Source organism: Ensifer sp. GW823-FHT05D09, assembly GCF_058795755.1.
In genome coordinates, this window is sequence record NZ_JBXAIA010000001.1 from 209,537 (window position 1) to 233,047 (window position 23,511).

Below are 23,511 nucleotides of genomic sequence, written 5' to 3' on the forward strand. Positions count from 1 at the left end.
TCATCGAGACTTGGTATTAGAACCGAACCCATTCCCGCATCGAGGCAGGACAGAATGAGCGAACTGGAAACACTGGAACGGACACTGCTGGCGGACATCGATGCCGCCGGCGACGAAGGATCGATCGAAGCGGTGCGCGTTGGCGCGCTCGGCAAGAAGGGCTCGATCTCCGAGCTCCTGAAGACGCTCGGGACGATGACGCCGGAAGAACGCCAGACGCGCGGCGCCCAGATCAATGCGCTGAAGACCACGGTTGCAGACGCGATCACCGCCCGCAAGTCGGCGCTGAAGGACCAGGCGATTGCCGAGCGCCTTGCCCGCGAAACCGTCGATATCAGCCTGCCGGTGCGCTCGTCACCGGCCGAGCGCGGCCGCATCCATCCGATCAGCCAGATCGTCGACGAGATCACCGCGATCTTCGGCGACATGGGCTTCTCGATCGCCGAAGGTCCGGATATCGAGACCGACTATTACAACTTCACGGCGCTGAACTTCCCCGAAGGCCACCCGGCCCGCGAGATGCACGACACCTTCTTCTTCAATGAAGACGAGAAGGGCGAGCGCAAGGTGCTGCGCACGCACACCTCGCCGGTGCAGATCCGCACGATGGAGGCGCAGGACCCGCCGATCCGCATCATCATCCCCGGCAAGACCTATCGCCAGGATTCCGACGCCACCCACTCGCCGATGTTCCATCAGGTCGAAGGCCTTGTTGTCGACAAGTCGGCAAACGTCGCCAACATGCGCTGGGTGCTGGAAGAGTTCTGCAAGGCCTTCTTCGAGGTCGACCAGGTGACGATGCGCTTCCGCCCGTCGTTCTTCCCGTTCACCGAACCGTCCTTCGAAGTGGACATCCAGTGCGACCGCTCCGGCCCGATCGTCAAGTTCGGCGAGGGCACCGACTGGATGGAAATCCTCGGCTGCGGCATGGTGCACCCGAACGTGCTGCGCTCCGGCGGTCTCGATCCGGACGAGTACCAGGGTTTTGCCTGGGGCATGGGCCTCGATCGCATCGCCATGCTGAAATACGGCATGCCGGACCTGCGTGACTTCTTCAACGCCGACGTCCGCTGGATGAACCATTACGGCTTCCGCCCGCTCGACATGCCGACGTTGTTTGGCGGCCTTTCGGCCTGATCGCGCAAAATTAGGACACAGGTGAAATCATGAAATTCACGCTTTCCTGGCTCAAGGACCACCTTGAAACCGAAGCTTCGCTGGAAGAGATCTGCGCGCGCCTGACGATGATCGGGCTCGAGGTCGAGGACGTCGACGACAAGGCCGCCTTCAAGCCATTCGTCATCGCCAAGGTCGTTTCCGCCGAGCAGCATCCGAATGCCGACAAGCTGAGGGTGCTGAAGGTCGACACCGGCTCGGGCGCTCCGATCCAGGTCGTCTGCGGCGCACCCAACGCGCGCGCCGGCCTCGTCGGCGCCTTCGCGGCCGCCGGCACATACGTTCCGGGCATCGACGTCACGCTCTCCGTCGGTAACATTCGCGGTGTCGAAAGCCACGGCATGATGTGCTCGGAAAAGGAGCTTGAAATCTCCGACGACCACAACGGCATCATCGACCTTCCGGACGATGCGCCCGTCGGCACGAGCTATGCGACTTACGCCGGCCTTGACGATCCGATGATCGAGATCAACCTGACGCCGAACCGTCCGGACTGCACCAGCGTCTACGGCATCGCCCGCGACCTCGCAGCTTCCGGCCTCGGCCGTTTGAAGAGCCGTGCGACGCCATCCTTTGCGGTCGAAGGTGAAACGACGACCAAGCTGACGATCGACCTTGGCGACGACCGTCATCTTTGCCCCGGCTTCGGCTTGCGCCTGGTGCGCGGCGTCAAGAACGGACCGTCTCCGAAGTGGATGCAGCAGCGACTGCTGTCGATCGGACTTCGTCCGATCAACGCGCTGGTCGATATCACCAACTACATGACCTTCGATCAGGGTCGGCCAATGCACGTCTTCGACGCCGCAAAGGTTGAGGGTAACCTGACGGTCCGCCGCGCCAGGGACGGCGAAACCGTGCTTGCGCTCGACCAGCGCGAATACAAGCTCGGCCCGAACAACGTCGTCATCTCAGACGAAAAGGGCATCGAGTCGATCGGCGGCATCATGGGCGGCGAACACTCCGGCTGCGATGAGAACACCACCGACGTCCTGATCGAGTCGGCGCTGTGGGATCCGATGAACATCGCCAAATCAGGCCGCACGCTCGGCATCATCACCGATGCGCGCTACCGCTTCGAGCGTGGCGTCGACCCGGAATACATGGTGCCCGGTCTTGAGCGCACCACCGAACTGGTCGTCGAGCTTTGCGGCGGCAAGCCGGCCAAGGCCGAAGTCGTCGGCTATGCGGGCTACACCGCGAAGATCGTCGACTTTCCGATGTCCGAGGTCAAGCGCCTGACCGGCCTTGAGGTGTCGTCCGAGGAGAGCGTCGCGATCCTGACGAAGCTCGGCTTCGGCGTCGAGGGTTCGGGCGAGCGCGTCAAGGTCTCGGTGCCGTCGTGGCGTCCTGACGTCGACGGCAAGGCCGATCTCGTCGAAGAGGTGATGCGCATCCACGGCGTCGACAACATCGTCGCCGCACCCCTGCCAAGCCATGGCACCGTCAACGGCAAGATCCTGACGACGCTGCAGATCCGCACCCGCCTTGCCAAGCGCGCGCTTGCAAGCCGCGGCATGCTGGAGGCCGTCACCTGGTCGTTCATTTCTGAGGATCAGGCGAGGCTCTTCGGCGGCGGTTCGCTGGCGCTCAAGCTTGCCAACCCGATTGCCGCTGATATGTCCGACATGCGCCCATCGCTGTTGCCGGGCCTGCTGTCGGCGGCCCAGCGCAACGCCGACAAGGGTTTTGGCGACGTCGCGCTCTTCGAAGTCTCCGGCACCTACGAGGGTGACGGCCCGGACCAGCAGCGCCGCGTTGCCGGCGGCGTGCGCCGCGGCACCGCATCGCTCACCGGCGCCGGTCGTCTCTGGTCGAATGCGGCAAAGGGTGGCGGCAAGCCGGTTGACGTCTTCGACGCCAAGGCTGACGCGATCGCGGTGCTCGAAGCCTGCGGCGTGCCGATGGGCAATGTCCAGTTCGAAGCCGGTGGTCCGGCCTGGTATCACCCCGGCCGCTCCGGCACGATCAAGCTCGGCCCGAAGATTGTGCTCGGCTCCTTCGGCGAATTCCATCCGAAGACGCTCGAGGCGCTCGACGTTTCCGGCGCGCTCTGCGGCTTCGAGATCTATGTCGACGCCATGCCGGAACCGAAGAAGAAGGCGACCCGCACCAAGCCGGCCCTCGATCTTTCTTCGCTGCAGGCCGTCAAGCGCGACTTCGCCTTCGTCGTCGACAAGGGCGTAGAGGCAGGCGCGATCCTGCGCGCGGCCTCCGGCGCCGATCGCAAGCTGGTCGCCGGCGTCAGCGTCTTCGACGTGTTCGAGGGGGCATCGCTCGGCGAGGGCAAGAAGTCGATCGCCATCGAAGTGACGATCCAGCCGATCGAGCGCACGCTGACCGACGAGGATTTCGAAGCCTTGACGGCCAAGATCGTCGCCAACGTTACCAAGACGACCGGCGGCGTGTTGCGCGCCTGAAGGCCGTTCAAGTCATAATCACAGCAAAGGCCGCTGCTCGCAGCGGCCTTTTGTATGCGGCGTGGGTCGATCGCCGCATCGGATGCAAGTCTCGGCTCGGTCTCGTCATCAGCCGTGAAGATGGTAGATCTTGTTGACGATGACCCAGCGTCCGTCGATCTTGACCAGCGACAGATAGTCAGAAAAGCGCTCGCCGGCAAAGCTGTCGATCACCTTGACCGTCGCCGCGTCGCCGGCAATGTCGGTCATCTCCACATCCATTTCCGGCTGGGTCCCGGGCGGCGCGCCTCCCTGATCCAGAACCGCTTTGATGAAGCCGTCGCGCGTCATCCATTCGAGCGCGCCTCTGTAGTTGCCGATGATCGCCGCATCAGGGTGAAACGCCTTGCGCAACGCACCCTCGTTGGCAAAGGCCATGCCGTCGACATAGAGATGCACCACCGCGCTGATCGCCTGCTCGTCGGACATTCCCGCTCCTCCGCAATTATTGGTCACGACGGAAGAGGTAGTGCGCCCGGCTCAAAATTCGATGGGGATATGCCCCGCCTCGGCAAGGAGGCGGGGCCTGGGCGTTCAACGATTGGTGAGCGCCAGCGACGCCTCGTTGTAGCGCTTGCCGGCAACGAGCGCCGGCGACAGCGCATCGCCCAACCGGGCGCGTTCGTCGACGGTGAGAACGATATCGGCCGCCGCCGCATTCTGTTCCAGGTGGTTGAGCTTTCTGGCGCCGGGAATGGGCACGATGAAGTCGCCCTGGTTGATCACCCAGGCGAGCGCCAGTTGCGCCGCCGTCACGCCTTTTTCGCGCGCGAGCGTCTCCAGGGTATCGACGAGGGCGGCATTGGTGCCGAGGTTCTCCGCCTGGAATCGCGGCAGTGAGCGGCGGAAATCGTCGGCGGCCAGATCGTCCGCCTTGCGGATCGTGCCCGTCAGCATGCCGCGCCCGAGCGGACTGTAGGGCACAAAGCCGATGCCGAGCTCGCGGCAGGCCGCAAGCACGTCCTCCTCCGGGTCACGCGACCAGAGCGAATATTCGCTCTGAACCGCTGCGATCGGGTGCACCTTGTGGGCGCGGCGGATCGTTTCGGCGCTTGCCTCGGAAAGGCCGAGTGTGCGCACCTTGCCCTGGCGCACCAGATCGGCCATCGCGCCAACCGTTTCCTCGATCGGAACGGCGGGGTCGACGCGGTGCTGGTAGTAGAGATCGATCACATCGATCCCCAGTCTTTTCAGCGAGGCATCGGCCACGGCCCTGGCGTTTTCCGGACGTCCGTCGATGCCCTTGATTGCCTCTGCCGCCGGCTTGCCCGGCTCGATGCGGAAGCCGAATTTGGTGGCGATCGTCACCTGGTCGCGCAAGGGTTTGAGCGCCTTGCCGACAAGCTTTTCATTCTCATAGGGGCCATAGACTTCGGCCGTGTCGAAGAAGGTGACGCCGAGGTCGACGGCGCGCTGCAGCGTGCGGATCGATTCCGCCTCATCGGCACCGCCATAGGCAAAGCTCATGCCCATGCAGCCGAGGCCGACGGCGGAGACGGTCAGTTCATTCCCGAGTTTGCGGGTCTTCATGTGGTGTCCTTTCGGGGTGAAGGCGGCCATGCAGGCGAGCTGAGGTGGCCCGCAAACGCGTGGCATGGAGCGCCCGTCATTCGTCAGCGGCTTGCCAGCAGGATTTGAGCGGTGCTGCTTCTGCGTGCCGCGTGGCCGTGACGACAGTGAAAGAGTAAGACCGTAGCGTGCGCGTGAATATCCCTGTCAATTCTCACGGGCTGTTCTATAATTTAGATCAATGAACAGAACCCAGCTTTCTCAACTAGCAGTCCTTGCCGCCGTTGCCGCCCATGGCAGCTTTCGTGGTGCCGCCCGCGAGCTTGCGATCGCGCCTTCGGCGGTCAGTCATGCTGTCGGCAGTCTTGAGACAAGCCTTGGTGTTCGGCTTCTGGCGCGCACCACCCGCAGCGTCGCGCCGACCGAGGAAGGGCGACGGCTCCTGGAGCGGCTCGCGCCGGCGCTTGACGAGATCGCCCACGCGCTGGAGGCCGTGGCCGATACGCGTGACCGGCCTGCCGGTAATCTGCGCATCACCGCGCCGCGGTTTGCCGCCGATCTCATCCTGGCGCCTCGGCTCGGCGAATTCCTCGATCGCTACCCGGACATCGTGCTGGAAATCGCCAATGAAGACGGCTTCACCGATATCGTCGAGGAGGGGTACGACGCCGGTATTCGGCTGGGTGAAAGCCTCGAAGTCGACATGATCGCCGTCAAGGTCGGCCCGGAGCTCGAAAGTGCTGTGGTCGCCTCGCCCGATTACTTCGCGCGTTTCGGCAGGCCCTCGCACCCGCGCGATCTCGCCGCCCATCGCTGCATCCGGCGACGCTTTTCCAACGGCACGCTCTATCGCTGGGAGTTCGAGAGAGAGGGCGAAGAGCTGACGGTCGCAGTGGAGGGGCCGTTGATCCTCGGTGAAGACAGGCCGATCATCAAGGCGGCGATCGGTGGGGCAGGGCTTGCCTATCTCTTCCTCGCGCGGGTGGAAACGGCGATCGCCGAAGGACGGCTGATCCGCGTGCTCGAGGAGTGGTGCGCGCCCTATGCCGGCCCGTTTCTCTACTATCCCAGCCGGCGGCAGATGCGCCCGGCTCTTCGCGCCTTCATCGACTTCTTCAAGTATGCCGGATAGGGGGCGTCAGCCGAACGTGCCGAAATTCAGCTTGTAGCGCACGTGTTCGTCGGTTGCCGAATAGCGGTCATAGAGGCGGCGTGCCACCGCATTGTCCCGTTCCGTGTACCAGTAGAGCCGGTCCCAGTCCGACGCCTGGCAGAGCACGATCAGATCGTCGATCATCGCGCGGGCGACGCCCTTTCCGCGTGCCGAAGGATCGACATAGAGATCCTCGATGTAGCAGACAGGGCGCCGGAAGAAGGTTGCCAGCTGTTCCTGGCAGATGGCAAAGCCGACCGGTTCGCCATCGAGAATGGCCAGCCGGGCAAAAAGCGGCGCTGCGGGATCGATCAGCCGGCTCCAGGTCAGGCCGATGATATCCTCGGCGAGTTCGGTGCCCGAGAAGGCGACATAGCCGGCCCACAGGCCGCGCCAGTGCGCTTCATCGCCGGCTGTCGCCGCCCGTATGCTCAATGCCATGGCCTTCGTCTTGCCCCTGCTATTCGCTGACGTCGTTGAGCTTGCGCATGGCCTCATCGCTCAATGTCAGCTCCGCCGAGCGGATGAGGCTCGCCAACTGGTAGAGATTGGTGGCGCTGGCGATGGGGGCGGTGATGCCCTTGCGATTTCGGACCCAGGCGAGTGCGATCTCCGCCTGCGTCGCTCGGGTTTCCTCCGCAAGTTCGTCGAGAACGCCGAGAATGCGCATGCCGCGGCCATCGAGATATTTCTCGACGCCGGAGCCGCGCGCTGAGCCCTCCAGATCCTTATGGGTGCGGTACTTGCCCGAGAGGAACCCGCGCGCCAGACCGAAATAGCTGATGACGCCGATTTCTTCGCTGACGCACAGATCGCGCACCGGCCCGTCGAAGCTGTCGCGGTCGTAGAGATTGTATTCCGGCTGCAGCACCGCATAACGCGGCAGGCCGCCACTGGCTGCGACATCCAGCGCTTCGCGCAGTTGGAGCGAGTTGAGGTTCGAAGCGCCGATCGCGCGCACCTTGCCGTCAGACAGCAGCTGGTCGTAGGCGGCAAGCGTTTCTTCGTAAGGGGTTTCGGGATCGGGCCAGTGCGACAGGTAAAGGTCGATGTAATCCGTCTGCAGCCGCTTCAGCGAATCTTCGACCGCCTGCAGAATCCAGCGGCGCGACAACCCCTTGCGCTCCGGCCCAAGCTCGGAGCCGACCTTGGTGACGATGACGGCCTTGTCGCGGCTATGACCGGACTGTTTCAGCCATTTTCCGATGATCGTCTCGGATTCGCCGCCCTGGTTTCCTGGCGCCCAGGAGGAGTAGACGTCGGCGGTGTCGATGGCATTGAGGCCGGCATCGAAGAAGGCATCGAGCAGGGCGAAGGACGTCTTTTCGTCCGCCGTCCAGCCGAAGACATTGCCGCCGAAGACGAGCGGCGCGATTGCGAGGTCGGTGCGGCCAAGTCTGCGTTTTTCCATGGTTTCGCTCCATTGGACTGGATGAAAGCAAGTGCGCGATCGGGAGGATTGCCGGCAGGAACATAAGGCAAGCGAACGAAGTTTGTCACCTGCCGCCGGTCTTTTTTATCGCGTGTCGCCGCTTGATAGGTACGTACCTCGCCGCTAATCTCCGGCGCTTAATCAGGGAGCCCCGCCATGTTTCGTTTCGGAATTCTGTCTACGGCCAAGATCGGCCGCGATCTCGTCGTGCCCGCCATCCAGGACGCCGAGAACTGCGTCGTTTCGGCAGTTGCCAGTCGCGACCTTTCAAAGGCGCGCGCCATGGCCGACCGCTTTTCCGCGCCGCATGCCTTCGGCTCCTATGAGGAGATGCTCGCCTCCGACACGATCGATGCGGTCTATATCCCGCTGCCAACGTCTCAGCATGTGGAATGGACGATCAAGGCCGCCAATGCCGGCAAGCATGTGCTCTGCGAAAAGCCGATCGCACTTCGGGCGTCCGAGATCGATCAGCTGATTGCCGCGCGTGACCGCAACAAGGTGCTGATCGCCGAGGCCTTCATGGTCACCTACAGCCCCGTCTGGCGCAAGGTCCGCTCGCTGCTCGAAGAAGGGGCGATCGGCCGGCTGCGGCATGTGCAGGGTGCCTTCACCTATTTCAACCGCGACCCCGGCAACATGCGCAACATCCCGGCGCTCGGCGGCGGCGGCTTGCCGGATATCGGCGTCTACCCGACGATCACCACCCGTTTCGTCACGGGCAAGGAGCCGGTGCGCGTGCAGGCGAGCACCGACCGCGATCCGGAATTCGGCACCGACATCTATTCGAGCGTGCGCGCCGATTTCGGCGATTTCGAACTGAGCTTCTATATCTCCACCCAGCTTGCCGCCCGCCAGGTCATGGTCTTCCACGGCGACAAGGGCTTCATCGAGGTGAAGTCGCCGTTCAATGCCGACCGCTACGGTCGTGAGGAAGTGGAACTGACCAATCAGAACCACGCCCAGTCCCAGCTCTTCCGCTTCCAGGATGCGCGCCAGTACAAGCTGCAGGCCGAAGCGTTTGCGCGCGCCGCCAAGGGGGAGCAGGAGGAAGTTGTGACGCTCGAAAACTCCAGGCTTAACCAGAAGCTCATCGATGCCATCTACCGCGCCAGCGACAAGGACGGCTGGGAGAAGATCTGATCAGGCAAAACGCGTTTTCAGGCGGACTGTGAGGCAGCTTTCTATCGGGACTTGTGTCAGAGCGAATAGAAGAGCGCTTTCGCAGCTCTTCCCGGGCTGTTGAAGTCCCCAGGGAGCTGCAATTGCCGCCGGCTTGCGTCGGGGGCCTTGCAAGAATGACAATGTGATTGCGCCTTCCGACCTGTCTCCAGTCATCCTCGGGCTTGACCCGAGGATCCAGCCTTCCCCATGGTGTGCGGCTTGAGGGTACTGGATGCTCGGAGCAAGCCCGAGCATGACGGAGAAGGTGATCTGCTTGCGATCCGTTTCACCCAGCGCGCATTTGTCAGCGGGCTTTTGTCCCCGCGGCTTCACGCAAGTGCCGCACGCTCCCTCGAAAAACCCTTCAGCTTGAAGAACAGGAAGTCGGCGACCCCGATAATGCCGATGATCACAAGCCCGACGCCAATGGCGGTGAGCGAACCGTAGGCGGTCGCCAGCAGCGCGAGGCTTGCTACCTGCCACAGGATGTCGCCGCCGATGCTGACACGGGCGGCAGTCGATACAGGCCCGCCGTTGCGGGCGGCGGCGAGATGGAAAATGCCCCAGGCAAACAGTCCGACGCCGAGCAGCTTCATCATCAAGGGTGTGGCGGCCGGGCTGATCAAGACGGCGAGCGGTGCCGCGTCGACGATTAGGATCGCGCCGACGAGGAGCGAAAATGCGCCGTCGGCGATGAAGGTCTTGTTGAGCAGGCTGCGGTTGGAAAGGGTCAACATATCAGGCTCCATTGGTTGTAGATGCCAGGAGTTTGCTGCCGCAGGATCATGAAACCAATTACCTCAGGGGTAATGCGTTCCTTACGCCGGGTGTGTGCATGCATTGCCTCGGCATAATTGTTTCCATTGCCCAGGACGTAATGGATTTTCCCTGGCGTCTGCGCCAATCTGCCGGCGCAACGGAGATCGGGATCGATGGAATTCGGCAATCACCTGAAGGAATGGCGCGGGCATCGCCGCATGAGCCAGCTCGACCTCGCGGTCGCCGCCGGCATCTCGACGCGACACCTCTCCTTCCTCGAGACCGGCCGCTCGAAGCCGTCGGAAGGCATGATCCTGCGGCTGGCCTCGGTGCTCGACATTCCCGCGCGCGACCAGGGCACACTGTTTTCCGCTGCCGGCTTCCGTCCGCGCATGACGACCCGTCCTGCTTCGGGCCTCGATGCCATGCCGCCGGCCGTTGCCAATGCCATCCGGCTGATCCTGGCGCGCCACGATCCCTATCCGGGCCTGGTGCTCGATCACGAATACACGCTGCTGATCGTCAACCCGGCGTTGGCGGCGCTCGCCGTTTCGGCCGATGTCCCGTTCAACCCCGGCCAGAACTTTCTCGATGCCTTTCTTTCCTCGGAGAATGTCCGCTCCCTCGTCGTCAATTGGGAGGCGGCCGCGGCCGACCTGGTCCAGCGCGTGCGCACCGAAGCCTGGCTACAGGGGCCAAGGAGCCGTCTTGGCAAGCGGCTCGAGAGGCTTGCGGCCGATCCCGCCGTCAAGCGTGCGGTCGAAAACTATCCGGATACCGACCGTCTGCCGGTCTTGCCGGTCGAGTTGCGGGTCGGGCCGGTGACCTTGAGCTTCATCACCACGCTCCAGACCTTCGGCTCGACGCAGGACGCCCTGGTGGAAGGTGTGCTGATCGAATCCTTCTTTCCCGCTGACGACGAAACGAAAAACTTCTTCGAAAGAAAGGGCTGAACGGGCCTAGCGGTCGTGTGACAATCCGACGGCGATGGCGCCGCACAATGCGAGCGCGACACCCATGTTGTAGCCGCCAATCGCCGCCGCAATCTCCAGCCAATTGTCGGTTCCGGCGATCGAGCCGGACAGTGCGCCCGCAGCAGCCAACGCCACGGCAATGAGCACGCAGACCGGCGCCGACCGCAGGCAGCAGGTGGCAATGCCAAGAACGAAGGCGGCGATGACGATCATGGAATTCCGTTTCTGGAAGGATGCCGATCATCCTGCCGCAACGGCGCTAAATTTCGTTTAACCGACGCGGCCAACTCTAGCCATGTCCGCTTCAAGCGCGCTTGAAATGGCAAAAGGTCTGTTGAGCGTGGCGCCAAAGGCTGGCCTTCGGCAGGCGCTGGCGGCAAACTGGTGCGATGAGCTCCATCTTCGACAACGATTCTCCGAGCAATCTCGCCGAATACTCGGTCTCCGAGCTTTCCGGCTCGATCAAGCGCACGGTCGAGCAGGCCTTCGATCAGGTCCGCGTGCGCGGCGAAATCTCGGGCTATCGCGGGCCGCACTCCTCGGGGCACGCCTATTTCGCGCTCAAGGACGACCGGGCGCGCATCGATGCGGTGATCTGGAAGGGCACGTTCTCGCGCCTGCGTTTCCGCCCGGAAGAGGGCATGGAAGTGATCGCCACCGGCAAGGTCACGACCTTCCCTGGGTCTTCGAAATACCAGATCGTCATCGAGACGCTGGAGCCGGCAGGCGCCGGCGCGCTGATGGCACTGCTCGAAGAGCGCAAGCGCAAGCTTGGCGCCGAAGGCCTGTTCGACGCGGCGCGCAAACGACCGCTGCCCTATATGCCCAGGGTGATCGGCGTGGTGACCTCGCCGACCGGCGCCGTCATTCGCGATATCCTCCACCGCATCGCCGACCGCTTCCCTGTGCACGTGGTCGTGTGGCCCGTCAGGGTCCAGGGCGAAGGATCTGGAGACGAAGTGGCGGCGGCCATTCGCGGCTTCAACGAATGCGAACCCGGCGGGCCGATCGCCCGGCCGGATGTCCTGATCGTCGCGCGCGGCGGTGGCAGTCTCGAAGACCTCTGGGGTTTCAACGACGAGGCGGTCGTGCGGGCGGCAGCCGCGTCCGTCATCCCGCTGATCTCGGCCGTCGGCCACGAGACCGACTGGACGCTGATCGACTATGCCGCCGACCAGCGGGCACCGACCCCGACGGGGGCAGCGGAAATGGCCGTTCCGGTCAAGGCCGATCTTGAAGCTGAGGTTTCCGGCCTTTCGGCGCGGTTGAAAGCCGGCATGGTCAGGCAGATGGAAAACCGCCGTCAGGCGGTGCGATCGCTTGCCCGGGCGCTGCCGTCGCTCGACCAACTGCTGGCACTGCCGCGCCGCCGTTTCGACGAGGCCGCTCTCGGCCTCGGGCGCGGCCTGATGATGAACACCGTAAACAAGCGCCGGCTGTTCGAGCGCGCTTCCGCCGAACTCAGGCCGGATCTGCTCAAGGCAAGGCTCGGCGATCGTCGGCAGCGGATCAACGATGCGATGAGCCGTGCGGACCGGGTCGTCGAACGGCAGGTGCACCGGGGGCAGTCGCGCGTGTCGGCGGCGGATGCCGCGCTGCGCGGACTACCCTCGCGCCTGCTCGCCCAGATCCATCGTTCGACCGATCGTGTCGCCGGTCTTGCAGCCCGCTCCGACGCAGCAATCCGCACGGATATCCGCCGGTTGACGGGCGTCATCGCCGCGCAGGACCGCATCCTGCAGTCGCTGTCCTATCGCAATGTCCTGCAACGCGGTTTTGCGCTGGTGCGCGACGGGGAGGGTGGTCCGGTTCGCCAGGCTGCTGCCGTTACGCCGGGAATGGCGCTGTCGCTGGAATTTGCCGACGGCAGCGTTTCGGCGATCGCCGGTGAAGGCGGTGAGCCACCGGCGCAGGCGGCCACCAGGAAGAAGCAGCCGAAACCCGGCAATCCCGGCGGCGATCCGCCGAAACAGGGCAACCTGTTCTAGCGGAGCGTAACGCCATACGGTCGCAAATGCGGTCCGTTGCGCGCCGATCCGCTTGGGTGTGCCTGCCTTCATCTGCCTGTTGCGGAAACGGCATACCCCGACCGACAGCGGCATTCAGCGGAACGGACATCAGACATGGTCGAACGAGCCAGGATCATCTTCATTCACGGCGCTTCCAGCAGCGGAAAATCCACGCTGGCGCGTGCGGTCCAGGCGCAGCTCAACGAACCGTTCTGGCATGTTTCGATCGATCATCTTCGTGACTCGGGCATGGTGCCGATGGAACGGTTCCGGCGCGGCGACTTTCGCTGGAAGGAATACCGGGCCCGTTTCTTCGATGGGTTCCACCGCTCTTTGGTCGCCTATGCCTCGGCCGGCAACAATCTCCTGCTGGAGCATATTCTCGAGGAGCCCGGCTGGGCGTCTGACCTGGCGTTGATGCTCGAGCCTTTCGATGTCTTCTTCGTCGGACTTCACTGCGAGCTCGAGGAGCTCGTCCGGCGGGAAACGCTGCGCGCGGACAGGCCGATCGGCAGTGCCGCAGACGATTTTCATCGGATCCACGAGGGGCAGCGCTACGACCTTGAGCTTTCTTCGGGACGGCCCGTTGAAGAGAACGTCGCGCAACTGATGTCTGCCTGGGTGTCGCGACGTTCGCCAACCGTTTTCGAGGCGCTTGCGCTGGAAGCACGGGCGTCACGCACCGACCGGTCTGCCTGACTGGGCGGATTTTCCCGGATCCGCAGACGCCCGGAAAGCCGTTGCCTTGCTGGCGTCGGGTTTCCTGTCCTGGAGAAGCACAGTTCTTTGCAAGTGGAGCGAATATGGTTGCAACGAGCTGATTTTTCACAGCATTTGTTCTGCGATCATTTCGATGCCAGCTCTATGCCATGGGAAACAATGGATGCGCATTCTGCTCGTGCTTGCCCACCCGCTCGAAGACAGCTTTGCCGCAAGCGTTGCCCGGCAAGCGCATGAGGTGCTTGTCGGCGGTGGCCATTCCGTCGATCTGCTCGATCTTTATCGCGAGGATTTCGATCCGAGGCTGAGCAAGGCGGAGCGCGACAGCTATTTCACTGAGAACTACGACGCCAGCCTGACGGCCGGGCTGATCGCGCGGCTACAGGCAGCCGATGGGATCGTTCTGGTCTTTCCGCAATGGTGGTTCAATTTCCCGGCGATCCTGAAAGGCTTCTTCGATCGCGTCTTCGTGCCGGGCGTCGCTTTCGACAACGATCCGGCCGGCGGCCGCATCATCCCGCGGCTTAAGAACATCAAGCTATTCTGGGCGTTGACGACGACCGGATCGCCCTGGTGGGTGGTGCATCTCTATATGGGCAATCCCGTGCGGCGGCTGTTGAAGCGCGGCATCGCCGCCTTCTGCGCCAAGGGTCTCGATTTCCGCATGCTCAGCCTGCACGACATGGACCGGGCAACCGACGAGAAGCGCAAGGCGCATCTGGCGCGCGTGCGCCGACTGGCGGCAAGGATCTGAGCCGGTCTGTTCGCCCGGTCTATTCGCCCCACTATTCGAAAGCCGCGAGATACTTGCGCAGCAGCGCGTCCAGGTTCGCCCGCTCCTCGGGCGACAGCTCGGCAACGACCCGGTGCTGGTTGGACACATGGGCAGTCGCGGCCTCGTCGACGCGTTTCAGCCCTTCCTCGGTCAAGGCGATGATCACGCCGCGCCGGTCATCGGGATTGTCGAGCCGCTCTACCAGGCCTGCTTTCTCCAGCTGGTCGATACGATTTGTCATCGTGCCGGAGCTGACCATGGTGGTCGCCAGGAGGTCGCCGGGGGAAAGCCTGAAGGGTGGGCCTGAGCGGCGCAGCGTCGCGAGCACGTCGAAGCTCGACGAGGAGAGACCGCGTTCGGAAAAGGTCTTCTCGATCTCCCGGCCGATATGGGTCGACAATCGTCCGAGGCGGCCGAGAAGCCCCATGGCAGACACGTCGAGATCAGGCCGTTCCCGGTGCCATTGCGCCAATATCCTGTCGACACGATCCATAACAAACCCTCCGCTACTTCAGTGCCAGCTATAGAGTATCTTGACGTAGAGAGAAACTCTGTTATCGTCAATTTATCTTGATATAGAGATTCTTGAGATAAAGATATGATCGCGACCCGCAACCTCGACCTCGCTTTGACCGCGCTGGCACCCGCCATCTGGGGCAGCACCTATCTGGTTACGACCGAATTGCTGCCGCCGGGCTATCCCTTGACGGTCGCCATGTTGCGCGCCCTGCCGGCGGGGCTGTTGCTGCTGCTCATCGTTCGCCGGCTGCCCTCAGGCATCTGGTGGCCGCGCACATTCCTGCTCGGTGCGCTCAATTTCTCGTTTTTCTGGGCGATGCTGTTCGTGTCCGCCTATCGGTTACCGGGTGGCGTGGCAGCGACCGTCGGCGCGATCCAGCCGCTGATCGTCATTCTCCTGTCGCGCGTCTTTCTGGGGTCGCCGATCAGGATGCTCAGCATCGTCGCCGGCCTTGCCGGCATTGTCGGCGTCGGCCTGCTGGTGCTGACGCCCGGAGCCACGCTCGATCCGCTTGGCGTGCTGGCCGGTCTTGCCGGCGCCGTGTCCATGGCCTTCGGCACGGTGTTGAGCCGCCACTGGGCGCCACCGGTGCCGCCGTTGACCTTCACCGCCTGGCAACTCGCCGCCGGAGGACTGTTGCTGGTCCCGGTCGCCCTGTTCTTCGAACCGACCTTGCCGAGCCTGACAGCCGCAAACGTTGCCGGCCTTGCCTATCTCGGCCTTGTTGGCGCCGCCTTCACTTACCTTCTCTGGTTCCGGGGGCTGTCGCGCCTCGAGCCCTCGGCCGTCGCGCCGCTCGGCTTCCTTAGCCCTGTTGTCGCCATCCTGCTCGGCTGGGGCGTTCTCGATGAGCGGCTGACCCCGGTCCAGGCGCTTGGCATTCTGGTCGTGCTCATCAGCGTCTGGCTGAGCCAGCGAGCGCAATTGGCGCCCCGGGTTCGGCCTGCCCGTGCATGAAAGGCCGAGCCTGCCACGGGGCGGGCTCGTTCGGAAAGTCGAGAAGTATGCGGCCGCAACGCAGAGCGAGCGCTTCAGAAAACGACGGCCGACCTATTGCCTTCGCGTGCCGGCCGCCGCCTTCGCCGCGGCGGCCGCCAGACCGCGTGCGATCGGCGTACGGATATCCGCCGCGGCCATGGCCTCAAGCCCGGCGGCAGTCGTACCGGCGTAGTCGAGGAACGTTTGTACGATTTCGGCGGGCGTCTGCTCGCTGCCAGCCATCAGCACGCTGCCGCCAAGGAAAAGCTGGCGCACGGCGCGCTCGGCAATGCCATGCTCTATGCCTTTCGTCACGGCGTCGGAGATCATGGCATCGGCAAAGGCGGCGAGAAAGGCCGGGCCGGAGCCGGTCAACGCCGTAAAATAGTCGAGCTCCGCTTCCGTCGTGATCCTCTGCGCTTGACCGGATGCATTGAAGAACCGATCGGCAAATGCGCAATCCGCATCCGTCACATCGGGGCTGGCAAGCCAAGGCGTGAAGGAGAGCCGCTTTTCGGCGGCAGCGTTTGGCATTGCCCGGATGATGCGGCGAGCCTTGAAGCGGGTGGCAAGGTCGTCAAGCGAAACCATCGCCATCACCGAGATGACCAGCTTGCCGGAGAGGTCGAGCGCGATGGCGTCAAGATCCTGCGGGCGCACGGACAGCACTACCACATCTGCATTGGCGGCAAGTTCAGGATTGCTGTTCGTCTGGCGGACACCCGGCCAGGGATCGAACCCTGCCACAGAGCCGCTGCGCGAGGAGACGGTCAACGCCTCCCCGGCAATCACCCCATCGGCAAGGGCGGCCAGCAACAGGGCCTTGCCCAGCCAGCCGCCGCCACCGATGACGCCAAGTCGCGTCAAGCCCACTCGCCCTGGCGCATGACGGGGACGCGGCTGCCGTCGGCGCGCACGCCGTCAATATCCACCTGGCCCGAGCCGATCATCCAGTCGATATGGATCAGGCTCGAATTGCCGCCCTGGGCGCGGATCTGCTCTGGGGTCAGGCTGGTATCGTCGACGAAGCAGCCTGAGTAGCACTGCCCGAGCGCGATGTGGCACGAGGCATTTTCGTCGAACAGCGTGTTGTAGAACAGGATGCCGCTTGCCGAGATTGGCGAGGAATGAGGCACCAGCGCCACTTCGCCGAGCCGGCGCGCGCCTTCGTCGGTATCGAGCACCTTGTTCAGCACTTCCTCGCCGCGCGAGGCCTTGGCCTCAACGATGCGTCCGCCCTCGAAGCGGACCTGGATGTTGTCGATCAGCGTGCCCTGGTGCGACAGCGGTTTGGTCGAGGAGACATGGCCTTCGACGCGCAGCGCATGCGGCGTGGTGAACACCTCTTCCGTCGGGATGTTCGGATTGCAGATGACGCCGTTTTTCGCTTCCGAGGCGCCGCCGCACCAGAGATGGCCATCGGCCAGGCCGACGACCAGATCGGTGCCGGGCCCGGTGAAATGCAGCGAGGCGAAGCGTTCGCCGTTCAGCCAGGCCGAGCGGCGCGCCAGGTTGGCGTTGTGCGCGTTCCAGGCGGCGACCGGATCATCGAGATCGACGCGCGAGGCGGCGAATATGGCGTTTGCGAGCTTCTCCACCGCGATCGGCTCGGGGTCGTTCGGGAACACCAGCCGGGCCCAGGAGGGGTTCGGGTAGGAGACGATGTTCCAGTTGATGTCGAAGTTCGAGATCTTTTCCAGCGCCGGTTTGTAGGCAATGGAATTGGCCTTGTTGGCGCGGGCGACTTTGCTCGGGTCCTGGGCGGACAGCATCATCGGGTTGTCGCCGGAAATGGCGAGGCGCGCCGCACCGCCGGCAAAGGCCTTGGCCATGCCTTCATAGAGCCAGTCGCTCGCCCGGTCGAAGCTTTCGTCGGGCGCATGTTCGTAACGCGCCAGCGTCGTCTCCTCGTCGGAGTAGAAGGTCGTCACCAGCCCGGCGCCGGCCTTGTAGGCGTGCTTGGTGATGTCGCGCACCAGCGGCATGGCGGCGATCGGCGCCGTCATCACCAGGTCCTGGCCCTTCTGCAACTGCAGGCCGACCTTGATGGCGACTTCCGCGAGCTTGTCGAGTTTGACCGGATCGATCGGGGTGGGGGTGTTGGCGGGATAGGTCATGATCTGCCTGTCGTTATGAAATCGGACGCACAAGACTTAGTGCTGTTTGCGGCGAAAATGAAGGCTGACGGTTGCAAACCTCAGTTGGCCTTGGCTGCGGCTCGCATTCTGGCGACATTGCTGTCGTGGACGTCTTCATAGGGCGCGAAATAGAGGATCGAACCGGCAGCGATCTCGTCGGCGACAAAGTCCTTGAGCGAGCCGATCTGCGCTCCCTCCGCTGCCGCCTTCTCCAAGCGTTCAAGGTAGCTTCGGTTCGCATCGATCAGCGTGCCGTCGTAACCGCCGGCCGAGATGCGGTCGCGGTCGCCATGGCTCGGCAGGATGTGGGCGATCGGCAAGCCACGCAGGCGCTTCAGCTCGGCGATATGGGTGGCGACATGCTCGGCTTCGGCGATGAAGGTGGCGCAGTCTTCGACCGTGTCGCCGGCCAGCAGCAGCTTTTCCTCAGGCAGCCAGAGCACATTGCCGTCGGCGCTGTGAATGGCGAAGTGGTGCAGTTCCACCGTCCGCTGCCCGACTTTCAGGTCGAGCCTTCCTTCGAACAGGCGGGTGGGCATGACGAGGGGGTGGATCGGCGGCGTCGCCGTTTCGATTTTTTCGCGGTTCTCGGTAAGCCGTACTCCCGTCAACGCCAGTGCGATGATCTCGCAATCGGCAAAGACGGCGTTTCCGGCTACGTGGTCCTTGTGCCAATGGCTGAGAACCACCCGGATCGAGGTGACGCCGAGGCTTTCGAGATGGGTCCGGATCGCTTCAGCGTGTGGCAGCGAGATGTGGGTGTCGTAGACGAGCGCTTCGCCGCCATCGACGATGGCATAGGACGCGACGCCGAGCGCATAGGCGCCGTCGTCCAGCCAGTTCGGTCCCTCCGAGTGCAGCCGGGTCCCGGCAATCCGGCCGTCGTAATAGGCGAAAATGCCGGGATAGGGCTGCAGTATCGACAGGGTTGACGTCATATTAGGCATGGCCGGCTTCTCCTTCGCCAGGTTTGCATCCGTCATAGGACGGCGCGTAGCGAAAAAGAAGTGCGAGCACGCGCTCTGTTACGCGCGCAGCAGATAGGCGTCGTGCTGTTTCAGGAACGTCATCAGCCGCTCGCCGTAGTCCGATGCCACGGCAGCCTTGACGCTCGGACGTTCCGCCAGGGTCCGCCGCCAGGCGGACACACGGGTAAGGCCGTCGAAAATCCTGTGCTCGACCAGCGTGTCGAAAAGGTCGAAGTAACGGAAGATCGGTGCAAAGACCGCATCGACCAGCGAGAAGCCATGGCCGGCGAAATAGGGGCCGTCGCCGAGCACGGCTTCGACTGTCGCGAATTTTGCCGCGACCGCCTGTCGCTTCTGCTCGAAGATGTCCGCATCCCCGGTGGTCTCGAAGCCCCAGAGGTCCGAGAGGATCGACGAGCCGTATTCCATCCAGCCGCGGTGGCGCGCCCGTTCGAGCGCGTCAGTCGGATGCAGCGGGACACCGGTCTGCGTTTCCTCGAGATATTCGCAGATCACCGAGCTTTCAAACAGCACGGCGTCGCCCGACGTCTGCGGGATCTGCAGCAGCGGCACCTTGCCGAGCGGCGAGATGTTCAGGAACCAGTCGGGCTTGGCCGCGAGATCGATATTGACGCGATCGAAGGCGACGTTCTTTTCCGCAAGCGCGATTGCAGCCCGCTGGACATAGGGGCAGAGATGATGGCTGACCAAGGTGAGGGTGCTTGTCACAGGCGATCTCCAGGGTTGGATCTATATAGATGCAATTGCATGTATGCAGACTTGCCAACGATTTCAAGATCGATGTAATTGCATCTATGAACGATTTTTCCGAGAATACGGAGCCGCATCCGACACGGGCTGTCACCCAGGCCTGGATCGGCCTCATGCGCGCGCAGCGGCGCGTGCTCCAGGCGATCGAAGCCGACTTCAAGAAGGCTGGCCTACCGCCGCTTGGCTGGTACGACGTGCTCTGGGAACTGGTACAGGCGGACGGCGGCAAGCTGCGCCCTTTCGAAATCGAGTCCCGCACCCTGCTTGCCCAATATAACCTCTCGCGCCTGATCGACCGGCTTGAGCGGGGAGGGCTTGTCCTTCGCGAGACATTTGATGCTGACGGCCGCGGGCTCTGGGTGGTCGTCACAGACGAGGGGCGCGCCATGCGCAAGCGCATGTGGCAGGTCTATTCCGGCTCGATCGAGACCCATCTGGGCGCGAAACTGAGCGCAGATGAAGCGAAAGAACTGGCGCGGCTGCTCGGTAAATTGCGCTGAAACGCTAGCTGTCGAGCCCGAAGGATTTCTCCAGCGCTTCCCAGGTCTCGTCCATGGCGAAGGTCGGGGAAAAGTAGGGCAGGGCCACATGGCCGTAGATCGGCGAGAGCTGCCATTCGGCCGTCTCTTCATCGACGCCGGCAATCTGCTGCAGGTAGATCGTCGACACCAGGCCGGTCCGGTCGGCGCCGGCCTTGCAATGGATCAGGAGCGGCTTCGGCGCATCGCGCAGGATCGCCATCAGCGCTTCTGTTTGCTTCAGGCTGATGGCCGATGACGAGGACATCGGGAAATTGATGAGACGGATGCCGTTGCGCTGGGCGGCTGCCGCTTCGTCGCGGTACCAGCGGGCATCGCTCTCGCCGCGCAGGTTGAGAATGGTGCGGATGCCGTAGGCCTTGGAATAGGCGGCAATCGAACGCGAACTCGGCTGGGCCGATCGGTAGACCTCGCCCGCAACCAGGGTGTGGAAGTTGCCCGTCCATTGCAATGCCATGAGATAAAGCACGCTGACTGCGGCGGCGACCGCCACCGCAAGGACGAGGCGACGGGCAAAGCGCTTCGGGCGCCAGATCAATCCTGATAGCATGGACGGGCTTTCAAAAACCTCGAGGAATTGAGGTCTAGCCGGCATCCGTGATGTTTTGATGGCGTGTTTCAGGCAATCAGCGGCACTGCCGCTGCCTTCAGAACATCCCGCGCGTCGGCAGGCGCAAGCCGCACCTGCAGCCCGCGCTGGCCGCCATTGATATAGACCTGCGTTTCGGAAAGGGCGGCCTCTTCGATCGCTGTCGGCACCAGCTTTTTCTGCCCGAACGGGCTGATGCCGCCGACATGATATCCGGTCAGCCGTTCGGCATCGGCCGGCTTCATCATCGCCGCCGATTTGCCCCCGAAGGCTGCGGCCAGCCTCTTCATGCTGACCTCACGATCGGACGGCACGACGCAGCAGACCGGCTTGCCGTCGACCTCGGCCATCAGCGTCTTCAGCACCCGGCTCGGATCCTCGCCCAATGCTTCCGCCGCCTGCAGGCCGACGCGCTCGGCATTCGGGTCGTAGTCGTAGGTGTGGACGCTGAAGGCAACACCGGCCTTGGCCAGCATCTGCGTCGCGCGGGTGGTCTTGGACATCGTGCGGCTCCGGGCGTCAGGCGTTCGCCTTGTCGAACAGGGCTTCGTAGAGGTCGGGCTTGAAGCCGATCATCAGGTTGCCGTTGGCCTCAAGCACCGGGCGCTTGATCATCGACGGCTGGGCCAGCATCAGCGCGATGGCCTTGTCGGCATCGAGGTTCTGCTTGTCGGCGTCCGGCAGGTTGCGGAAGGTGGTGCCGGCGCGGTTGAGCACGATTTCCCATCCAGCCTGCTCGCACCAGCGATCGAGATGGTCGCGGTCGATGCCCTCGGCCTTGTAGTCGTGGAAGCGATAGGCGATGCCCTGGCCGTCGAGCCAGGTGCGTGCCTTCTTCATCGTGTCGCAGTTCTTGATGCCGTAGATCGTGACCGTCATTCCCATGCCTTTCCTGCCTTGCGGGCAATTCGTGGCGGGAGTGATAGCCTCCCTCGTCAACAGAGGGAAGACGTTGTCTCAGGTCACGCCGGCATAGCGACCCGGCTTGTGGTTGATGGCCAGCGTCATGTTGACGACGGCAGCACCCACCACGGACAGAACGAGGTTCGCCGGCGGCAGCACGAAGAAGGCCGCAGCCAGGATCGCGAGGTCCACGGCCAGCTGGAAATAGCCGGCGCGGATGCCGAACTTCTCCTGCAGATAGATCGCCAGAATGTTGATGCCGCCGAGCCCGGTGCGATGGCGAAAGAGGATTAGCAGCCCGGTTCCCATCAGCCCGCCACCGACGATGGTCGCGTAGATTGGGTCGAGCCTGGCGAACTCCACCCATCCCGCCGTCAACTTCGAAAACAGCGCCACCAGGGTGACGGCAAGGAAAGTGCGCAGCGCAAACATCCAGCCGAGCCGTTTGATCGCCAGCACGTAGAACGGCAGGTTGATCAGCGAGAACACCAGCCAGAACTGTGCGCCCGTCGCATACTGCAACAAAAGTGCGAGGCCGGAGGTGCTGCCGGTCAAGAGCATCGCCTTGCTGTAGATGATGACGCCGAGCGACATGATCAGCGTGCCCGTCAGGATCGCCAGCGCGTCCTCATAGAGGCGGTGACGTTCCGTGGGGACTTCGGTTGTATCGATCATGCGCTCGGTCTTCATCCTGGCTGCCGGTCCTTAGAGGTTCTTGAGCTTGCCGATGACGTCACCGACTTCGGCGGTCTTCAGTCCGGCAATGTTGATGCGGCCGGAGCCCGGCATGTAGATGCCGTGTTCGCTGCGAAGCCGCATGACATTCGCCTCAGCCAGCGGCAGCAGCGAGAACATGCCCTCTTGGGCTGCGATGGCGCCAAGCGCCTGCCAGCGGTCGCGCAGGCCCTCCGCCAGCGACTGGCGGATGCCGGATATGCGCAGGCGCATGGTTTCAAGCTCTTCTTTCCAGTCGCGCGCCAGATCCGCGTCCGACAGGATGGTGCGCACGATCGCAGCACCATGGTCCGGCGGCATCGAATAGCTGGTGCGGGCGAGACCGGCGAGGTTGGAGCGAACCGTGTCGGCCGACGAGGATGAGGTGGTGACTGCAAAGATCGCGCCGGTGCGTTCGCGGTAGAGCCCGAACGACTTCGAGCAGGAGACGGCGATCAGCGTTTCCGGAACGATGCCGATGAGATGGCGAAGACCGACAACATCTTCCTCGAGGCCGCGGCCAAAACCCTGATAGGCAAGGTCGACCAGCGGCAGCAGGCCGCGCTCGGCGACGACGGCCGCGATCTCCAGCCATTGCGCCTCGGTGATGACGCCGCCGGTCGGGTTGTGGCAGCCGGCATGCAGCAGTACCGCGTCGCCGGCCGAAGCACCCTGCAGCGCGCTCATCATGGTGTCGAAGAGAACGGACTGCGTCGGCACGTCGAAGAATGGATAGCCGGCTGTCTCAAGGCCCGCAGCCTTGAAGATGCTGGCATGGTTCATCCAGCTCGGCAGGCCGATCCAGATGCGCTTGCCGCCCATCTGGCGGATCAGGTCGGCGGCAAGTCTGAGTGCGCCGGAGCCGCCGGGCGTCTGCACGCCGGCAAGATGGCTGCGATTGATCGTGTCGCCGCCAACCAGCGTCCAGAGATGATCGACGAAAACGAGATCGCCCTCGGGGCCGACATAGGCCTTGCTGTCCTGTGTTTCGTGCAGGCGCTTCTCCGCTTCCTTGACCGCGCGGAAGATCGGCGTGTGGCCGGTCTCGTCGCGGTAGACGCCGACGCCGAGATCGACCTTTCCGGGGCGCTCGTCCTTGCGGTAGAGCCCGATCAGGGCCAGCAACGGATCGTCGGGTTGGCGGGTCAGAGCGTCGAACATGCCGGAATTCCCCCTTGGCAGTGACAGAGTAGCGATGAGCGGTCGAGAAAGGTCGTGCCGGTGGCCGCCCTCCTGCCGCCCGACTGGCCTCTTCATTAAGGCA

Annotated in this window: 26 protein-coding genes; 10 read left to right on the forward strand and 16 right to left on the reverse strand. The window is 63.6% G+C overall.

What is annotated here, in order from left to right:
* Positions 1 to 54: 54 nt before the first annotated feature.
* Together pheS and pheT are read left to right on the forward strand one after the other, a co-directional pair.
* Positions 55 to 1,137 carry a phenylalanine--tRNA ligase subunit alpha gene (pheS, locus tag AC1Q80_RS01045; RefSeq protein WP_173418689.1) on the forward strand — a complete coding sequence of 361 codons (1,083 nt, stop codon included), beginning with the start codon at positions 55 to 57 and terminating at the stop codon, positions 1,135 to 1,137.
* Between the two features lie 29 nt (positions 1,138 to 1,166).
* Positions 1,167 to 3,593 (forward strand): phenylalanine--tRNA ligase subunit beta, encoded by a 2,427-nt coding sequence (gene pheT, locus AC1Q80_RS01050; RefSeq protein WP_492359399.1) that lies wholly within the window; start codon positions 1,167 to 1,169, stop codon positions 3,591 to 3,593.
* Positions 3,594 to 3,701: 108 nt separating this feature from the next.
* Here pheT and AC1Q80_RS01055 read toward each other — a convergent pair whose 3' ends face one another.
* On the reverse strand, positions 3,702 to 4,061 hold the full coding sequence (locus tag AC1Q80_RS01055) for a nuclear transport factor 2 family protein (RefSeq protein WP_173418691.1): 360 nt from the start codon (positions 4,059 to 4,061) through the stop codon (positions 3,702 to 3,704).
* Between the two features lie 105 nt (positions 4,062 to 4,166).
* Positions 4,167 to 5,162, reverse strand: a complete 996-nt coding sequence (locus AC1Q80_RS01060; RefSeq protein ID WP_492359400.1) for an aldo/keto reductase — start codon at positions 5,160 to 5,162, stop codon at positions 4,167 to 4,169.
* A gap of 220 nt (positions 5,163 to 5,382) precedes the next feature.
* Here AC1Q80_RS01060 and AC1Q80_RS01065 point away from each other — a divergent pair, with 220 nt between their 5' ends.
* Entirely contained in the window at positions 5,383 to 6,273 is an 891-nt protein-coding gene (locus AC1Q80_RS01065) for a LysR family transcriptional regulator (protein ID WP_492359401.1), read from the forward strand.
* Between the two features lie 6 nt (positions 6,274 to 6,279).
* On the opposite strand, the gene AC1Q80_RS01070 is transcribed toward AC1Q80_RS01065, so the two are convergent.
* A complete protein-coding gene (locus AC1Q80_RS01070; RefSeq protein WP_492359402.1) occupies positions 6,280 to 6,735 on the reverse strand; it encodes a GNAT family N-acetyltransferase in 456 nt (151 codons plus the stop codon).
* Positions 6,736 to 6,754: 19 nt separating this feature from the next.
* Positions 6,755 to 7,705: an aldo/keto reductase gene (locus AC1Q80_RS01075; RefSeq protein WP_492359403.1), complete on the reverse strand. Its 951-nt coding sequence runs from the start codon at positions 7,703 to 7,705 to the stop codon at positions 6,755 to 6,757.
* A gap of 177 nt (positions 7,706 to 7,882) precedes the next feature.
* Between AC1Q80_RS01075 and AC1Q80_RS01080 the strand changes: the two genes are divergently transcribed.
* Positions 7,883 to 8,869 carry a Gfo/Idh/MocA family protein gene (locus tag AC1Q80_RS01080; RefSeq protein ID WP_492359404.1) on the forward strand — a complete coding sequence of 329 codons (987 nt, stop codon included), beginning with the start codon at positions 7,883 to 7,885 and terminating at the stop codon, positions 8,867 to 8,869.
* A gap of 350 nt (positions 8,870 to 9,219) precedes the next feature.
* Here AC1Q80_RS01080 and AC1Q80_RS01085 read toward each other — a convergent pair whose 3' ends face one another.
* Positions 9,220 to 9,627 carry a hypothetical protein gene (locus tag AC1Q80_RS01085; RefSeq protein ID WP_492359405.1) on the reverse strand — a complete coding sequence of 136 codons (408 nt, stop codon included), beginning with the start codon at positions 9,625 to 9,627 and terminating at the stop codon, positions 9,220 to 9,222.
* A gap of 195 nt (positions 9,628 to 9,822) precedes the next feature.
* Between AC1Q80_RS01085 and AC1Q80_RS01090 the strand changes: the two genes are divergently transcribed.
* On the forward strand, positions 9,823 to 10,602 hold the full coding sequence (locus AC1Q80_RS01090; protein ID WP_492359406.1) for an MmyB family transcriptional regulator: 780 nt from the start codon (positions 9,823 to 9,825) through the stop codon (positions 10,600 to 10,602).
* A gap of 6 nt (positions 10,603 to 10,608) precedes the next feature.
* Here AC1Q80_RS01090 and AC1Q80_RS01095 read toward each other — a convergent pair whose 3' ends face one another.
* Entirely contained in the window at positions 10,609 to 10,836 is a 228-nt protein-coding gene (locus tag AC1Q80_RS01095) for a hypothetical protein (protein WP_173418699.1), read from the reverse strand.
* A 176-nt stretch (positions 10,837 to 11,012) separates the two neighbouring features.
* Between AC1Q80_RS01095 and xseA the strand changes: the two genes are divergently transcribed.
* The 3 genes from xseA (at position 11,013) to AC1Q80_RS01110 (ending at position 14,106) form a co-directional block, all read left to right on the forward strand.
* The gene (xseA, locus tag AC1Q80_RS01100; RefSeq protein WP_492359407.1) at positions 11,013 to 12,611 is read left to right on the forward strand and encodes an exodeoxyribonuclease VII large subunit; all 1,599 of its coding nucleotides are present in this window, start codon (positions 11,013 to 11,015) and stop codon (positions 12,609 to 12,611) included.
* Between the two features lie 135 nt (positions 12,612 to 12,746).
* Positions 12,747 to 13,331: a chloramphenicol phosphotransferase CPT family protein gene (locus AC1Q80_RS01105; protein WP_492359408.1), complete on the forward strand. Its 585-nt coding sequence runs from the start codon at positions 12,747 to 12,749 to the stop codon at positions 13,329 to 13,331.
* A gap of 184 nt (positions 13,332 to 13,515) precedes the next feature.
* Positions 13,516 to 14,106, forward strand: coding sequence for an NAD(P)H-dependent oxidoreductase (locus AC1Q80_RS01110; protein WP_173418702.1), 591 nt, complete (start codon positions 13,516 to 13,518; stop codon positions 14,104 to 14,106).
* Positions 14,107 to 14,137: 31 nt separating this feature from the next.
* Here AC1Q80_RS01110 and AC1Q80_RS01115 read toward each other — a convergent pair whose 3' ends face one another.
* Positions 14,138 to 14,620 (reverse strand): MarR family winged helix-turn-helix transcriptional regulator, encoded by a 483-nt coding sequence (locus AC1Q80_RS01115; protein ID WP_173418703.1) that lies wholly within the window; start codon positions 14,618 to 14,620, stop codon positions 14,138 to 14,140.
* 105 nt (positions 14,621 to 14,725) lie between these two features.
* Between AC1Q80_RS01115 and AC1Q80_RS01120 the strand changes: the two genes are divergently transcribed.
* Positions 14,726 to 15,604: an EamA family transporter gene (locus AC1Q80_RS01120; RefSeq protein ID WP_492359409.1), complete on the forward strand. Its 879-nt coding sequence runs from the start codon at positions 14,726 to 14,728 to the stop codon at positions 15,602 to 15,604.
* Positions 15,605 to 15,697: 93 nt separating this feature from the next.
* Here AC1Q80_RS01120 and AC1Q80_RS01125 read toward each other — a convergent pair whose 3' ends face one another.
* The 4 genes from AC1Q80_RS01125 to AC1Q80_RS01140 form a co-directional block, all read right to left on the reverse strand.
* Positions 15,698 to 16,492 (reverse strand): pyrroline-5-carboxylate reductase family protein, encoded by a 795-nt coding sequence (locus AC1Q80_RS01125; protein WP_492359410.1) that lies wholly within the window; start codon positions 16,490 to 16,492, stop codon positions 15,698 to 15,700.
* Positions 16,489 to 17,742 carry an aminopeptidase gene (locus AC1Q80_RS01130; protein WP_492359411.1) on the reverse strand — a complete coding sequence of 418 codons (1,254 nt, stop codon included), beginning with the start codon at positions 17,740 to 17,742 and terminating at the stop codon, positions 16,489 to 16,491. Before AC1Q80_RS01130 ends, AC1Q80_RS01125 begins: the two co-directional genes overlap by 4 nt.
* Positions 17,743 to 17,822: 80 nt before the next feature.
* Complete coding sequence (locus AC1Q80_RS01135; RefSeq protein WP_492359412.1) at positions 17,823 to 18,710, reverse strand: MBL fold metallo-hydrolase; 888 nt, start codon at positions 18,708 to 18,710, stop codon at positions 17,823 to 17,825.
* Between the two features lie 78 nt (positions 18,711 to 18,788).
* Entirely contained in the window at positions 18,789 to 19,460 is a 672-nt protein-coding gene (locus AC1Q80_RS01140) for a glutathione S-transferase family protein (protein ID WP_492359413.1), read from the reverse strand.
* 86 nt (positions 19,461 to 19,546) lie between these two features.
* On the opposite strand from AC1Q80_RS01140, the gene AC1Q80_RS01145 reads away from it, so the two are divergent.
* Positions 19,547 to 20,002, forward strand: coding sequence for a MarR family winged helix-turn-helix transcriptional regulator (locus AC1Q80_RS01145; protein WP_492359414.1), 456 nt, complete (start codon positions 19,547 to 19,549; stop codon positions 20,000 to 20,002).
* Positions 20,003 to 20,006: 4 nt separating this feature from the next.
* Here AC1Q80_RS01145 and AC1Q80_RS01150 read toward each other — a convergent pair whose 3' ends face one another.
* The 5 genes from AC1Q80_RS01150 to tatA all read right to left on the reverse strand — a co-directional run bounded on the left by AC1Q80_RS01150 (position 20,007) and on the right by tatA (position 23,408).
* Positions 20,007 to 20,591, reverse strand: a complete 585-nt coding sequence (locus AC1Q80_RS01150; RefSeq protein ID WP_492359415.1) for a dual specificity protein phosphatase family protein — start codon at positions 20,589 to 20,591, stop codon at positions 20,007 to 20,009.
* A 68-nt stretch (positions 20,592 to 20,659) separates the two neighbouring features.
* On the reverse strand, positions 20,660 to 21,133 hold the full coding sequence (gene ybaK / locus AC1Q80_RS01155) for a Cys-tRNA(Pro) deacylase (RefSeq protein ID WP_173418710.1): 474 nt from the start codon (positions 21,131 to 21,133) through the stop codon (positions 20,660 to 20,662).
* Between the two features lie 16 nt (positions 21,134 to 21,149).
* Positions 21,150 to 21,509, reverse strand: coding sequence for an ArsC family reductase (locus AC1Q80_RS01160; protein WP_209788073.1), 360 nt, complete (start codon positions 21,507 to 21,509; stop codon positions 21,150 to 21,152).
* 78 nt (positions 21,510 to 21,587) lie between these two features.
* Complete coding sequence (locus tag AC1Q80_RS01165; RefSeq protein WP_209788070.1) at positions 21,588 to 22,208, reverse strand: YitT family protein; 621 nt, start codon at positions 22,206 to 22,208, stop codon at positions 21,588 to 21,590.
* A gap of 30 nt (positions 22,209 to 22,238) precedes the next feature.
* Complete coding sequence (tatA, locus tag AC1Q80_RS01170; protein ID WP_492359416.1) at positions 22,239 to 23,408, reverse strand: tyrosine aminotransferase; 1,170 nt, start codon at positions 23,406 to 23,408, stop codon at positions 22,239 to 22,241.
* Positions 23,409 to 23,511: the final 103 nt, after the last annotated feature.

Coding starts and splice junctions, on each gene's coding strand:
- tatA (WP_492359416.1), bottom strand. CDS start 23,408: ATGTTCGACGCTCTGACCCGCCAACCCGACGATCCGTTGCTGGCCCTG.
- AC1Q80_RS01130 (WP_492359411.1), bottom strand. CDS start 17,742: ATGACCTATCCCGCCAACACCCCCACCCCGATCGATCCGGTCAAACTC.
- AC1Q80_RS01055 (WP_173418691.1), bottom strand. CDS start 4,061: ATGTCCGACGAGCAGGCGATCAGCGCGGTGGTGCATCTCTATGTCGAC.
- AC1Q80_RS01070 (WP_492359402.1), bottom strand. CDS start 6,735: ATGGCATTGAGCATACGGGCGGCGACAGCCGGCGATGAAGCGCACTGG.
- AC1Q80_RS01115 (WP_173418703.1), bottom strand. CDS start 14,620: ATGGATCGTGTCGACAGGATATTGGCGCAATGGCACCGGGAACGGCCT.
- AC1Q80_RS01075 (WP_492359403.1), bottom strand. CDS start 7,705: ATGGAAAAACGCAGACTTGGCCGCACCGACCTCGCAATCGCGCCGCTC.
- AC1Q80_RS01120 (WP_492359409.1), top strand. CDS start 14,726: ATGATCGCGACCCGCAACCTCGACCTCGCTTTGACCGCGCTGGCACCC.
- AC1Q80_RS01085 (WP_492359405.1), bottom strand. CDS start 9,627: ATGTTGACCCTTTCCAACCGCAGCCTGCTCAACAAGACCTTCATCGCC.
- AC1Q80_RS01135 (WP_492359412.1), bottom strand. CDS start 18,710: ATGCCTAATATGACGTCAACCCTGTCGATACTGCAGCCCTATCCCGGC.
- AC1Q80_RS01095 (WP_173418699.1), bottom strand. CDS start 10,836: ATGATCGTCATCGCCGCCTTCGTTCTTGGCATTGCCACCTGCTGCCTG.
- AC1Q80_RS01150 (WP_492359415.1), bottom strand. CDS start 20,591: ATGCTATCAGGATTGATCTGGCGCCCGAAGCGCTTTGCCCGTCGCCTC.
- AC1Q80_RS01090 (WP_492359406.1), top strand. CDS start 9,823: ATGGAATTCGGCAATCACCTGAAGGAATGGCGCGGGCATCGCCGCATG.
- AC1Q80_RS01145 (WP_492359414.1), top strand. CDS start 19,547: ATGAACGATTTTTCCGAGAATACGGAGCCGCATCCGACACGGGCTGTC.
- AC1Q80_RS01080 (WP_492359404.1), top strand. CDS start 7,883: ATGTTTCGTTTCGGAATTCTGTCTACGGCCAAGATCGGCCGCGATCTC.
- pheS (WP_173418689.1), top strand. CDS start 55: ATGAGCGAACTGGAAACACTGGAACGGACACTGCTGGCGGACATCGAT.
- AC1Q80_RS01110 (WP_173418702.1), top strand. CDS start 13,516: ATGCGCATTCTGCTCGTGCTTGCCCACCCGCTCGAAGACAGCTTTGCC.
- AC1Q80_RS01060 (WP_492359400.1), bottom strand. CDS start 5,162: ATGAAGACCCGCAAACTCGGGAATGAACTGACCGTCTCCGCCGTCGGC.
- AC1Q80_RS01160 (WP_209788073.1), bottom strand. CDS start 21,509: ATGACGGTCACGATCTACGGCATCAAGAACTGCGACACGATGAAGAAG.
- pheT (WP_492359399.1), top strand. CDS start 1,167: ATGAAATTCACGCTTTCCTGGCTCAAGGACCACCTTGAAACCGAAGCT.
- ybaK (WP_173418710.1), bottom strand. CDS start 21,133: ATGTCCAAGACCACCCGCGCGACGCAGATGCTGGCCAAGGCCGGTGTT.
- xseA (WP_492359407.1), top strand. CDS start 11,013: ATGAGCTCCATCTTCGACAACGATTCTCCGAGCAATCTCGCCGAATAC.
- AC1Q80_RS01165 (WP_209788070.1), bottom strand. CDS start 22,208: ATGATCGATACAACCGAAGTCCCCACGGAACGTCACCGCCTCTATGAG.
- AC1Q80_RS01065 (WP_492359401.1), top strand. CDS start 5,383: ATGAACAGAACCCAGCTTTCTCAACTAGCAGTCCTTGCCGCCGTTGCC.
- AC1Q80_RS01105 (WP_492359408.1), top strand. CDS start 12,747: ATGGTCGAACGAGCCAGGATCATCTTCATTCACGGCGCTTCCAGCAGC.